The sequence below is a fragment of the Sphingobium estronivorans genome, assembly GCF_008692605.1.
GTDB classification, from domain to species: domain Bacteria; phylum Pseudomonadota; class Alphaproteobacteria; order Sphingomonadales; family Sphingomonadaceae; genus Sphingobium; species Sphingobium estronivorans.
Genome location: NZ_LFCT01000007.1, coordinates 97,242 through 109,143 on the forward strand (window position 1 = coordinate 97,242; position 11,902 = coordinate 109,143).

At 62.9% G+C, this 11,902-nt stretch carries 14 protein-coding genes, 1 tRNA gene, 1 pseudogene and 1 riboswitch; of the genes and pseudogenes, 9 read left to right on the plus strand and 7 right to left on the minus strand.

Going from position 1 to position 11,902, the window contains the following annotated elements:
* Positions 1-65: 65 nt before the first annotated feature.
* The 3 genes from F7P65_RS06815 to F7P65_RS06825 all read right to left on the minus strand — a co-directional run bounded on the left by F7P65_RS06815 (position 66) and on the right by F7P65_RS06825 (position 2,778).
* Positions 66-140 (minus strand) — tRNA-Glu (locus F7P65_RS06815).
* A 269-nt stretch (positions 141-409) separates the two neighbouring features.
* The gene (locus F7P65_RS06820; RefSeq protein WP_150290999.1) at positions 410-1,198 is read right to left on the minus strand and encodes a SapC family protein; all 789 of its coding nucleotides are present in this window, start codon (positions 1,196-1,198) and stop codon (positions 410-412) included.
* Between the two features lie 140 nt (positions 1,199-1,338).
* Positions 1,339-2,778: an FAD-binding oxidoreductase gene (locus F7P65_RS06825; protein WP_150291000.1), complete on the minus strand. Its 1,440-nt coding sequence runs from the start codon at positions 2,776-2,778 to the stop codon at positions 1,339-1,341.
* Positions 2,779-2,856: 78 nt separating this feature from the next.
* Between F7P65_RS06825 and F7P65_RS06830 the strand changes: the two genes are divergently transcribed.
* Complete coding sequence (locus F7P65_RS06830; RefSeq protein ID WP_150291001.1) at positions 2,857-3,291, plus strand: hypothetical protein; 435 nt, start codon at positions 2,857-2,859, stop codon at positions 3,289-3,291.
* A 114-nt stretch (positions 3,292-3,405) separates the two neighbouring features.
* The gene (locus F7P65_RS06835) at positions 3,406-4,749 is read left to right on the plus strand and encodes a DEAD/DEAH box helicase (protein WP_150291002.1); all 1,344 of its coding nucleotides are present in this window, start codon (positions 3,406-3,408) and stop codon (positions 4,747-4,749) included.
* A 49-nt stretch (positions 4,750-4,798) separates the two neighbouring features.
* Here the strand turns inward: F7P65_RS06835 and F7P65_RS06840 are convergent.
* From F7P65_RS06840 to F7P65_RS06855, 4 genes and pseudogenes are all read right to left on the minus strand, one after another.
* A pseudogene (locus F7P65_RS06840) lies at positions 4,799-4,963 on the minus strand (JAB domain-containing protein); the annotation flags it as partial.
* 151 nt (positions 4,964-5,114) lie between these two features.
* Positions 5,115-5,447: a DUF5818 domain-containing protein gene (locus F7P65_RS22315; RefSeq protein WP_338053891.1), complete on the minus strand. Its 333-nt coding sequence runs from the start codon at positions 5,445-5,447 to the stop codon at positions 5,115-5,117.
* Positions 5,368-5,808: a thermonuclease family protein gene (locus F7P65_RS22320; RefSeq protein ID WP_150291089.1), complete on the minus strand. Its 441-nt coding sequence runs from the start codon at positions 5,806-5,808 to the stop codon at positions 5,368-5,370. The genes F7P65_RS22315 and F7P65_RS22320 overlap by 80 nt, the downstream gene beginning before the upstream one ends.
* Before the next feature lie 63 nt (positions 5,809-5,871).
* Complete coding sequence (locus F7P65_RS06855) at positions 5,872-6,102, minus strand: helix-turn-helix domain-containing protein (RefSeq protein ID WP_150291003.1); 231 nt, start codon at positions 6,100-6,102, stop codon at positions 5,872-5,874.
* A gap of 289 nt (positions 6,103-6,391) precedes the next feature.
* Positions 6,392-6,466: riboswitch (Fluoride riboswitch) on the plus strand.
* 23 nt (positions 6,467-6,489) lie between these two features.
* Between F7P65_RS06855 and F7P65_RS06860 the strand changes: the two genes are divergently transcribed.
* From F7P65_RS06860 to F7P65_RS06890, 7 genes are all read left to right on the plus strand, one after another.
* Positions 6,490-6,846: a hypothetical protein gene (locus F7P65_RS06860; RefSeq protein ID WP_150291004.1), complete on the plus strand. Its 357-nt coding sequence runs from the start codon at positions 6,490-6,492 to the stop codon at positions 6,844-6,846.
* A gap of 129 nt (positions 6,847-6,975) precedes the next feature.
* Positions 6,976-8,820 (plus strand): alkaline phosphatase family protein, encoded by a 1,845-nt coding sequence (locus F7P65_RS06865; RefSeq protein WP_205451961.1) that lies wholly within the window; start codon positions 6,976-6,978, stop codon positions 8,818-8,820.
* A 120-nt stretch (positions 8,821-8,940) separates the two neighbouring features.
* Positions 8,941-9,513: a Chromate resistance protein ChrB gene (locus tag F7P65_RS06870; protein ID WP_150291005.1), complete on the plus strand. Its 573-nt coding sequence runs from the start codon at positions 8,941-8,943 to the stop codon at positions 9,511-9,513.
* Positions 9,510-10,106, plus strand: coding sequence for a cation efflux transmembrane domain-containing protein (locus tag F7P65_RS06875; protein WP_150291006.1), 597 nt, complete (start codon positions 9,510-9,512; stop codon positions 10,104-10,106). The genes F7P65_RS06870 and F7P65_RS06875 overlap by 4 nt, the downstream gene beginning before the upstream one ends.
* Positions 10,107-10,146: 40 nt before the next feature.
* Positions 10,147-11,118, plus strand: a complete 972-nt coding sequence (locus F7P65_RS06880) for an inorganic phosphate transporter (protein ID WP_150291007.1) — start codon at positions 10,147-10,149, stop codon at positions 11,116-11,118.
* Positions 11,097-11,324, plus strand: coding sequence for a hypothetical protein (locus F7P65_RS06885; protein ID WP_150291008.1), 228 nt, complete (start codon positions 11,097-11,099; stop codon positions 11,322-11,324). Before F7P65_RS06880 ends, F7P65_RS06885 begins: the two co-directional genes overlap by 22 nt.
* Before the next feature lie 4 nt (positions 11,325-11,328).
* Entirely contained in the window at positions 11,329-11,790 is a 462-nt protein-coding gene (locus tag F7P65_RS06890) for an FBP domain-containing protein (protein WP_162854547.1), read from the plus strand.
* The last annotated feature ends 112 nt before the right edge of the window (positions 11,791-11,902 follow it).

Sequence of the window (11,902 nt, forward strand, 5' to 3'; positions counted from 1 at the left end):
AGCGTGAGATAAAACTGTGAGATTTTCAGGGCTGCGATCACGCTAAGCCCTTGAAAAATCAGAAATGGTGACCCCTACGGGAATCGAACCCGTGTTTCAGCCGTGAGAGGGCCGCGTCCTGACCGCTAGACGAAGGGGCCTTGAGGTCGCTCTGGGCGACCGGCAGGGGGACGCGTTTAGGTGGAGGTTTCGGTGACGTCAACCAATAAAAAACCACCCCATGCATTCGCATGGGGTGGCCAAGGTTCAGGGAGGAGACGCCTCCTAAGGGGGAGGCGCCCATACGACACACCCGAAAGGGGGGCAGGTGCGCCGTATGTTCAGTAAATAGAGGAGGTGGCGCGGAGTTTCAAGTGGCAACGCGCAACCTTTTTCCTCAATTATCCGTCATGAAACGGTTAGGTTCCGTTCAGGCTTCGGCCGTTTCAGCCGTCGCCGGAACGGCGATCGGACCCTTGCCCTGCGCCACCTGGGATTCGAACACTTCGCGCATCAGTTGAAGCGAGAAAAGGTGGGCGTAGATCAGCGGCAGCATGCCGTTCTGGCTGATCTTGCGCAGTTGGTCGCCGCGCATGTCGCGCAGCTTTTCCTCGTTCACCATGCGGAAGCCGCGATAGACGAAGGGCTGATCGTTGCCCGGCACCTGGATGGCGACTTCGCCGTCCATCAGCAGGTCGAGGTCCTTCAGATCCTTCATGAACTGGCCGGTGCGGGCAGCGGCCTGCTCAAAATCCTCGCAGAATTTGAGGACGCCCTGAGTCAGTTCGCTGGGTTTGCCGTCCTCGAACAGCGGCTGGCCATCCTCGACTTCGCCGATGGCGTCGCTGGTCGGGTCGAAGCAGAGCGACAGTTCGTCGCTGTCGGGCCGCAGCTTCGCCAGCATCCAGGGATAGCGGCGGACATAGGCCGGGACATAGGCCGGGCCGCGCAGCTTGCCTTCATCGTCGAGGAAGGTGTTGACGCCTTCATTAAGGCCCATCAGCGCCAGCGGAACCGAATCGTCGCCCGAGGAAAAGATGATGGGCACGAAGCGCTGGGCAGCGACGAATTCGTCGACGGTCAGCGGAATGGCGTGCTGCGTGGTGAGGAAGGGCGCCGCATCGACGGAGCGGCTGCGATAGGCGGCGTGATCGACGCTGCTCAGCGGGATGAGGTCATTGTAGAAGACGGGAAGGCCGTTCGCGGGCGCGCTTGCCATGATGTGCTAGTCCATTTCTCACAAAAAGCGGCGCATTTTCCTTGCGCCGCCGGGCCTGATACTGGGCCGAGGGGGATAATGGGCTTGGGCGCGCTAGGCAATCGCTTTGTCGACGCCCGGTGCGTGGAGTGGGGTCTGTTTCAGCCTTCTTCCGGGCGGGGGATCAGCTTGTCCGGGTTCATGATGCCCTGGGGATCGAAGGCGGCCTTGATCGCGCGCAGCGCGCGGAGGCGCGCGGAGCTGGCGAGCCGGCCGAGTTCCGCGCGTTTCATCTGTCCGATGCCATGTTCGGCGGAGATGGAACCGCCTGCCGCGACCACCGCATCGTGGACGAAAGCGTTGATCGCCTGCCCCTGCGCCGCGATCCAGGCGGGGCCGTCGGTCGTGCCTCGGGGCGCGCGGACGTGGAAATGGACATTGCCATCGCCCAGATGACCGAAAGAGGAAGCGGTCGTGCCGGGGAAGGTGCTTTCTGCCGCCGCCGCCGCTTCCATCATGAAGGCAGGCATGCGGGCAACGGGCACGCTGATGTCATATTGCAGCGCCGGACCCTGCGCGCGTTCGGATTCGGAGATCGATTCGCGGATGCGCCAGAAAGCTTCGGCCTGTGTTTCATTGGCGGCGATGGCGGCGTCGACGGCAAGGCCCTGTTCCAGCGCCTCGGCCAGCGCGGTTTCAAGCCGTTCGGCAGGGCCGGGTTCACGCAGGTCGCCATGGTCGACTTCGATCAGCACATGCCAGGGCGTGCGGGTTTCGATCGGGCAACGGGTGCCGGGAATGTGGGAGAGGACATGGCCCAATCCATCGTCGGCGATCACCTCGAAGCCTTCGACGCTGTCGCCCAGCCGGGCTTCGCACAAGCGGAGCAGGGCGAGCGCCGCCGTGGGGGAGGGGACGCCGACCCAGCCGACCGCCCGGGCGGCAATGGCGGGGACCAGGCGCAGCGAGGCGGCGGTGACGATGCCCAGCGTGCCTTCGGCACCGATCAGCAATTGCTTGATGTCATAGCCGCGATTGTCCTTCTTGAGCGCGTCGAGGCCGTGGAAGATACTGCCGTCGGGCAGCACCGCCTCGATCCCTTCGACCAGCGCGCGCATCGTGCCGTGGCGCAGGACCTGCGTGCCGCCGGCGTTGGTGGAAATGAGGCCACCGATGGTGGCCGAACCCTTGGCGCCCAGGCTCAAGGGAAAGCGGCGGTCGGCTGCGGCGGCGGCTTCATGCAGATGGGTCAGGATCACGCCCGCTTCGCACAAGGCGAGATTGTCGTCCGGCGACAGGTCGCGAATGCGGTTCATCCGGCGCAGCGACAGGATCAGCGCAGAACCGTCCGCGGGGGGTGTGGCGCCGCCGACCATGGACGTGTTGCCGCCCTGCGGCACGAGGGGCACGCCCAAATCCGCCGCCAGCTTGACGGCGGCGGCGACCTGCTCGGTCGAATCCGGCTGAAGGATCGCGGCGGTCCGCCCATGATAGCGGCCGCGCCAGTCGCTGATCCAGGGCGCAATATCGCCGGGATCGGTAATGACGCCCTTCGATCCCAGAAGTTGCTGGAAGCGCGCGATAATGTTTTGTCCTATCATGGCACTGTCCTATGCCTTGAAATTCATCGACCGTTCAACCTTCGGCCCATAGCGTCTACGTCCCAAAAGGGGTTCGAATTGCTTTATTCCGTCCTGCTGCTGTTGAATGCGCCAGCTGCCGAGCCCGTGCAATGGGCGCAGTTGACGATCGAGCAGCGCGTCATCATCCGGGTGCCGATGGCGAAAAAGGGCCGGGCGCCGGTGCGGCCGGTGCCGGAAGCGCGGAATGAATGGAAGGAGAAGAAAGGGCCGCGCTGCATTGCCCTGCGTTCGATTCGGTCGGCCAATATCGTCATGGAGAACGCCATAGACCTGCTGCTGGCAGATAATCACCGCTATCGCGCCCGGCTGGCGCGGGGATGCAGCAGCATGGGTTTTTATTCCGGCTTCTATGTCGAGCCGGATGAGGACGGGTCGCTCTGTTCAGGCCGGGACGTGCTGCAGGCACGCAGCGGCGCGAGTTGCGGGATCGACGGCTTTCGGCGGTTGGAGCCGATTGAGTCTGAGGATTAGGTCCGCCTTCGTCGCGATTTTCTTGACAAGAGGGCGATATTTCAGCAAGGCGCGCGCGATTTCCTTTATCGTGCGTTTCTGTGCGGTGGAGAACCTCCTGTCCCGGACATCTGAATGACTTTTGCCGATCTCGGCCTTTCCGACGAACTATTGAAGGCCGTTAATGAGGCCGGATATGACACGCCCACGCCGATCCAGGCGCAGGCGATCCCGCCCGTGCTGATGATGAAGGACATTATCGGCATCGCCCAGACGGGGACTGGCAAGACCGCCAGCTTCGTGCTGCCGATGATCGACATTCTCGCCCATGGTCGTGCCCGCGCGCTGATGCCGCGTTCGCTGATCCTGGAGCCGACGCGCGAACTGGCCGCGCAGGTGGCGGAGAATTTCGAGAAATACGGGAAATATCACAAGCTCAACATGGCGCTGCTGATCGGCGGCGTGCAGATGGGCGATCAGCTCAAGGCCCTGGAAAAGGGCGTCGACGTGCTGATCGCGACGCCGGGCCGTTTGATGGACCTGTTCCAGCGGGGCAAGATCCTGCTCAACGGCTGTTCGATGCTGGTGATCGACGAAGCCGACCGGATGCTCGACATGGGCTTCATCCCGGATATCGAGGAAATCTGCACCAAGCTGCCCGCCCAGCGGCAGACCCTGCTGTTTTCCGCGACCATGCCGCCGGTCATCAAGAAGCTGGCGGATCGCTTCCTCTCCAATCCCAAGTCGATCGAGGTGGCGCGGCCCGCCACGGCCTCGACCAACATCACCCAGCGGCTGGTGAAGGTCGATTCGCGCAAGAAGCGCGAGGCATTGCGCGCGATGCTGGAAGGCGAGGAGGTGCAGAGCGCCGTCATCTTCTGCAACCGCAAGACGACCGTGCGCGACCTCAACAAGAGCTTGCAACGGCATGGCTTCAAATCGGGCGAGATTCACGGCGATATCGACCAGTCCGCCCGTATTGCCGAATTGGAGCGGTTCCGCACCGGGGTCGTGAATATCCTTGTCGCCTCGGATGTGGCCGCGCGCGGGCTGGACATCAAGGGCGTCAGCCATGTGTTCAATTTCGACGCGCCCTGGCATCCGGACGATTATGTCCATCGCATCGGCCGGACCGGTCGCGCGGGGGCGAAGGGGGTCGCCTATACCTTCGTGACTTCGGACGATGCCGAGGCGATCGACAATATCCAGAAGCTGATCAAGCAGAAGATCGAGACGATCGATGCGCCGCTGGCCGCTGCCGGAAAGGCCGCAGAGGAGCCTCGCAAGGCGGATAAGGAACGGCGGAAGGACAACAGGGACGAACGCCGCAAGGACGACCGGCGGCGCGAAGAGCCCCGCGCGGTGCGCGCCGAAGGCAATGGCGCCCGCCCGCGCCGGCCCGAACCGGTGGGTGATGGTCCGGACGATGGCTGGAACGGACCGGTTCCGGAATTTCTCTCGGTGGGCTTCGGGGCTTGATATCTCCTCTATGGGCGGGGAATGGACATTCCCCGCCCATGAGGGCGCGCTACAGCAATCCTTTCGCGCGCAGGCTCACATGTCCTTGCGATCCGATGACGATGTGGTCGTGCACCGCGATGTCGAGCCTTTTCCCCGCTTCCACGATTTGGCGGGTGATTTCTATGTCCTGACGGCTGGGCTCCGGCGATCCGCTGGGATGGTTGTGCATCATGCTACTAGGTGCGATCAACTAACTGATTATATTAATATTTATCTGCTTTTCGATCCTAGTAGGGGGCTGCAGGTGGGATCGGTTTCGGTCTTGGAGGGGCTGCTCCCCACGTCAACCGAGGTGCATTCCCGGCAACCCATGCTTACGCATGTTACTCCTGGCAGAGGATCTCAGCAAACCATTTGACGATACCGCCTTGCCGCTCCGTCCCATCCGGAGCTGCAGTTTCGATACGCTTCACCGCTATCAAGTCGAAGGCATCACGGACACCTTCGACTCGCACGCGTTTCCCGAGATAGCGAAGCGCGCTTGAAGGCGTTTCCAAGCGCCACTCACCGCCATCGTCGAGCCGAAGGACAAGACCCCGATTCCTGCGAAGCAATTGGCCGGTTTCGACATGCCAGCTACCAAGGGGCACGGCTGCATATCCTGTTACCACCGTAGCGTGGCCAAGCCAGAGCACGGCCGGAGCGGACCATCGCACAGCTCAGGTCGCCTGTGCGCGGCGTGGAACACCACGCGGCCGTCCGGCTACCCTTTGCCGCTCCTTCCGAATGGCATTGGAGGACTGGGCCACGGACGAGCACGTGGCCCGTTGCTGTGACGCCTCTTGCCCCACCGAGTAGGCGTACCAGTTCGTCACGCGCGTCCTTCCCGCTGGCTGACGGGCAGGGATGGCCTGCTCTACAGGTTTCGTCGATTTCACGCGCAGCAATGCCGGCGAGGCGGATGCGCGGCCCCTCTGCACACCAGATCGGTCCATCGCCATCCCACACTCGGGTTGGCGTGCAAGCGAACGAAGTGCCGGGTAAGACGATTTGAGCAAGCAGCACAAGAAGCATGATCGCTCACTCTTATCGGGGAACTCCAGGCCAGAACAGCTTTGGTGTGGCAGCGCCTCGCGTTGCTCAGCCGTCGGTGGTCCGAGCCCGACCGACCACCTTCGATTTCCGGCAGACCACCATGTTGTTACGATCCCAAGCCTCTAGCTCTTCGATCGGATAGAGGACTGCTTTTCCCACCTTTATATAGGAAGGGCCGATTCCCAGCGCCCGCCAGTTCTCTAGCGTGCCGACCGTGACAGTGTCTCGGTAGCGTTTGGACACTTCCTCAGGAGTAAGGAATTTGTCGTCGGACATGAGGCCAGAATGATCTGCACTTCGGCCTCCCGCAATAGGCAGGGCAATGAAGTGCCGATTCACTCAAGTAGGTGACGGGGAGGCCACAACAGGTGAAGCGCGGCGATTATCAGAGTAGAGGTTGCTAAAGACACCTAGATGGACCGATTGTTGCTCATCTGGCGCAACAAGTAATCTCGGACACTGCTTTGGCACGCACATCACCATGGCGAATCGGACCCGCTCGGGCCTGAAACGAATACCTCATCCGATCCATGCCAGTTGACCCGGCCCGCCTCGCTCGCCTACTCTTCTGAATGGCAATGGCGTCTGCCTGACCAGAACGGTCGAACTGCCCGCTCGGGCTGATGACTCCTGATCATGACTGCAAGCATGAGAGGAGACGCCATGTCCAATCTAAAGCCGATCCTGTGCCTTTTTCTCGCCTTGGCTGCTTGCAAGCCAACCACGATTGGTGGCGAGCAGGGCGACAACCAGCAGGCAACGAACGCGGCGGCCGTTCTTCCACCGGCCATTCGGGACAGCCACGTCTATCGCTGCAAGGATAATTCCCTCGTTTACGTCGATTTCCTCGCCGATAGCCGCACGGTGAATCTGCGGACCAAGGAAGAAGGCCCCAACGTCACGCTGACGTCTTCCGATCAAGGTAAGTCCTTTTCCGGCTCTGGCTACGAGGTCGAGGGCAGCGGACCATCGATCACGCTACATTCCCCGGACGGCCCCTCTCAGCAATGCAAGAGCTAGAGGGAAGCCGTGGGCTGCCCAGGAGGGAGCGACTTTCTGCAGACGAGTGGTCTGCTGTCCATCTGATGGCTGATACTCGCTCCCCTTAGCTGAACCCGATTCACTACCCACCCAAAATCAGGAGAAGCCATGCGTCGCCGATTTACTGCCCTGCTCATGCTGGTGAGCCTGTTCGGACCCTCCGCGCATGTTGCGGCACAGGAGGCGGCGCCAAGCCCCCCGCACAATATTATCATCTTCGTGGCCGATGGGCTGCGTGGACGGATCGTGGACACCAACACCGCGCCGACGCTGGCGGCGCTGAGAGACGAGGGGGTCTATTTCCCCAACAGCCACTCGGTGTTTCCGACCTTCACGACCGCGAACGCTTCGACGATCGCGACCGGCCACCAACTCGGCGACACCGGCGACTTCAGCAACAGCATCTACGTCAAGTCGAAGGTCGCCAGTGCGAAGGGAAGCTCCATCCCGTTCCTCGAGGATGACCTGGTGCTGGGCGAGGTCGATCGCCTGTTCGGCGGAGACTATCTCGACGAAGAGACATTGCTGAACGCGGCGAAGACGGCTGGCTTCTCGACAGCGGCGATCGGCAAGCTCGGACCAGCGCTGATCCAGGATCACGAGGCCCGCGACGGGGTGACTACGGTGGTTATCGACGACTCGACCGGATCGCCGCGAGGCATTCCGCTTTCGCCCGAGATACAGGCAGGCCTCACGCGCGAAGGGTTGCCTTTCGCTACCCCAAGCCGAGGTGCGAACGGAGACAGCGGCACCGCCACGCGACCGGGGACGCTCGTTCCCAACAAGCAGCAACAGGACTATTTCGTGGCGGCCGCGACCCGCGTCGTCCTGCCCATGTTCGCAGCGCGACGTCAGCCCTTCGCCATGGTGTTCTGGTCGCGCGATCCCGACGGAACCCAGCACAACCAGGGCGACAGCCTCAACCAGCTCACGCCCGGCATCAACGGACCCTCGACCATGGCCGCGATCCGGAACGTCGACGATGATCTCCGCCAGTTGCGCGAAACGCTGACCCGGCTGGGTCTCGCGGACACGACCGACATCTTCGTGACCTCGGATCACGGATTCTCGGTGATCGCCAAGGAGGGCAGCACGAGCGGATCGGCCAAAATCTCCTACCCTGACGTGCCGGCCGGCTTCCTGCCGCCGGGCTTTCTGGCGCTCGACCTCGCGGGTGCGCTCAAGCTGCCCGTGTTCGATCCCGACAACGGCTATGCACCCGTCGCAGCAGGGGCGCATCCCTCGCACGGCAATGGATTGATCGGGACCGATCCGGATCATCCATCAGTGATCGTCGCCGCGAACGGCGGCTCCGATCTGATCTATCTGCCGACCCGCGACCGCCGAGTGGCGCGTCGACTGGTCGCCCTCCTCAGCCGTCAGGACTATGTCAGCGGCTTGTTCGTCGATGACGCATTCGGCAAGATCGCCGGGACGCTCCCGCTTTCGGCGATCAACCTCAAAGGCAAGGCGGTGACGCCTACGCCTTCGATCGTGGTCAATTTCCGCACCTTCTCGACCGGCTGCGCGATCCCAACGAACTGCCAGGCGGAGATCGCCGACACGACGCTCCAGCAGGGCCAGGGGATGCACGGCAGCTTTGGCCGCGGCGACACGCTCAATTTCATGGCAGCCGTCGGCCCGGACTTCAAAGCGGGATTCGTCGATCCGGCGCCCGCCGGCAACCCCGACATCACCCCGACCCTGGCCGCGATCATCGGCGTCCGGCTGCGTTCGGCAGGGTCGTTGCAGGGGCGGCCGTTGGGCGAGGCGCTGCGCGGGAGCAGCGGTCTGCCTGATATCGAACGGCGCACGCTGACCTCACGCACCGGCGCCAATGGCCGCCGGACAATCCTGCGAACGCAGACTGTGGCCGGCGTCCGCTATCTGGATGCGGCGGGCTATGCCGGGCGAACGCTTGGGCTGGAGGAACCATCCCGCGCCGGGAAATGACCGGAACCTCGCTGGACCGCCGATCGTCTTCGGCGGTCCAGCGCTTTGTACCGCACCATAGTCATAAATGTTCGAGTCGATGGGTTGACATGTAACGGCGGTAACATATAGATCGCCGCCATGACTACATCACCGTCCTGGCTTCTGCTCACCTACAAGGTTCCGCCCGAACCCGCTGCGAAGCGGGTCGCCATCTGGCGCAAGCTCAAGGGGATGGGCGCTGTCTATCTCCAAAGCGGTGTCTGCCTGCTTCCCAAGACCGACGATCATCTGCGCCGGCTCAAGCTCATCGAGAATGACATCGACGAGATCGGCGGCGAAGCCGTGTTGCTGGAGACAGTCGGCCTCGATCGCGGGCAGGAGGTAAAGGTCATCGGCCGCTTCACGACGGATCGCGACGAGGCGTATCAGGAACTCATCGACCGTTGCACGGACTTCGAGGCCGAGATCGCGAAAGAGACGGCGGCAGAGCATTTCACCTATGCCGAACTCGAGGAGAATGATGTCGATCTCGAGAAGCTGAAGGGCTGGCTCGCCAAGATCCGCAAGCTCGACTTCTATGGCGCTCCGTTGTCCGAGGAAGCCGAGAAGCGCCTCGATCATTGCGCTGCACTGCTCGAGGGCTATGCGAAGCGCGTTTTCGACGCACACGAGGAAAACCGGCTGCCGCCACGCGAAGACAAGGCGCCATGAGCGAGGAAGCCCGGCAGCTACGCACTGCGATCGCGGTCGTGGCGCTTCTGAACCTCGCCTTTTTCGGGATCGAGTTCGCGGTTGCACTTGCGATCGGGTCAGTGTCGCTGCTCGCGGATAGCGCCGATTTCTTCGAGGATGCGGCGGTCAACTTCCTGATCGGGCTTGCGCTTGGATGGACGGCCATCCAGCGGGCCAGGGTCGGCATGGCGCTCTCGGCGATCCTGCTGGCGCCGGCGCTCGCCTTCCTTTGGACGCTCTGGGAAAAGCTCGGCGCGCCCGTGCCGCCCGCGGCCGTGCCGCTCAGCCTGACGGGCCTTGCCGCATTGGCGGTCAATCTGTTCTGTGCCTTCCTGCTGGCACGCTACCGCCACCATGTCGGCAGCCTGACGCGCGCTGCCTTCCTCTCCGCGCGCAACGACGCATTCGCTAACATCGCGATCATCGCAGCAGGTCTCGCCACGCTGCGCCTTCCATCGATCTGGCCGGACATCGTCGTCGGCCTCGGTATCGCCTGGTTGAATCTCGATGCCGCGCGCGAGGTTTGGGGTGCTGCTCGCGAGGAGCATCGGCTCGCCAGGGCCCGGCCATAATCAGGCACTCCAAAAATTCACCGACAGAAGGGGGGACTCAATGGATCAGGCGCTCACGACCGGCATGCTCATATCGGGCTTGTTCTTCGGATGGACGATCGGCTCGCACTATACCGGCGCCACCATGGGCATGGCCTATGGCACTGGCCTCATAAAGAGCCGGACCCTCGCGACGATCCTGATAGCCATCTTCGTGTTGATCGGCGCGACCTTCGACAGCTCGCACGTCGTGTCGACCGTCGGGACCGGCATCATCCGCGACCAGGATCTGACACCGCTCGGGGCCATGGTAATGATGCTGACGGCCGCCCTCGTGACGGCCGCCAATACCTGGATGAAGTGGCCCGTCTCGACCTCGCAGCTCGCCTGCTTTTCCGTTGTCGGCGCGGCGCTTGCCATGGGAGCTCCGGTTTTCTGGGGAACCACCGTCATCCTGCTGTTCGTCACCTGGATCGGCACGCCGATCGCAAGCGGCCTGCTCGGCTTCGTCTTCACGCGCCTCGCCGACGGGATCAGCGCCCGTTGGGGCAACCGGGCCGACCGGGGCCTGCGATGGGCGCTCCTCGCCGCTTCCTGCTATGCTGCCTATACGCTGGGCGCGAACAACACCGGCAACGCAGTCGGCGTCTTCTACGGCCTCCACAAGATGAACCAGATGCAGGCCGGCTTCATCGGCGGCGTGGTCATGGCGATCGGTGCGCTGACCTGGGGGCGGCCGATCCTCGACAAGGTCGGCAAAGGCCTGGTCGACCTCGATCTCAACATGGGGGTCGGTGCCAAGTTCGCGCAGAGCATCACCGCGCATACGGCTGCCTGGTGCGGCTATCCGACCTCGATGAACCAGGCACTGCTCGGCGGCATGGCGGGCGCGACCGGCGCGCGCGGGCGCGAGCCGATGAGCTGGAAAGCGGTCAGGGAGATCGCCTTCTCCTGGTTCTTCACCCCGGTTCTCGCGGGCATCGTCTCCTTCATCCTCTACAAGGTGCTGTCTTGGCTGATCGGGGTGCATTGATCGCCGAAAGCAGCGTCGAGGTGGACTATCCCGGCCATCACACCGTTCATGCGCCTGCCTGGATGGTGACCGGCGCCATCATCTCGATCTACTTGTCCGCCATCATGCAGATGTTCAGCGGCCCGGCGGAGATCGTCGCCCTGATATCGTCTATTTATGCGGTTCCAGCGATCGCGCTCACATGGCTTGTCGCCGGACGGGCTTAGCGCAGTGCAAACTCTTTCCTCGGACGAGATTCTGGCTGCGTTTGTCCGCAGCGAGAGGAAGAAGGTCGTGTTGCCCGTGGAGCCGCCATGGGAGTCGCTCGACTATCTGGGCTGGATCCATCGCTCTGGCCACCTGGGCTTCATCGTCTGTGAGCATGACGCTCAGCTCAAAGGGCTGGTCCTTGAGCGGTCCGTTGTCCGCACGCCGGGGCTTCGCCGATTCATGTGTGACCTGTGCTGCACGCTCCATGAGCAGGGCGGCATCGCCAGTTTTACGAGGTGGAATCGTGACCGCACGCGCGCAAGGTCCCACCTGTTCTGCGCCGACTTGCAGTGCAGCCAATATGTGCGGGGTAAACGGACTACCGGCTGCGTGCAGATGACGGAAACCCTTGACCTATCGGGCAAGGTCGAGCGTCTGACCGCCAATCTGGCACGTCTCGTGACCGGCTTGGAGCACGGTTGACCCGGATATCGGGTCTCGTTTCCGCTACCAACATGGGAAGGATGCCCCAGCGCCTTATTGGAGGCTTTCTTGACGCTGGGGTTCCAGCGCAACGTCTGGGGGCTGACATTGC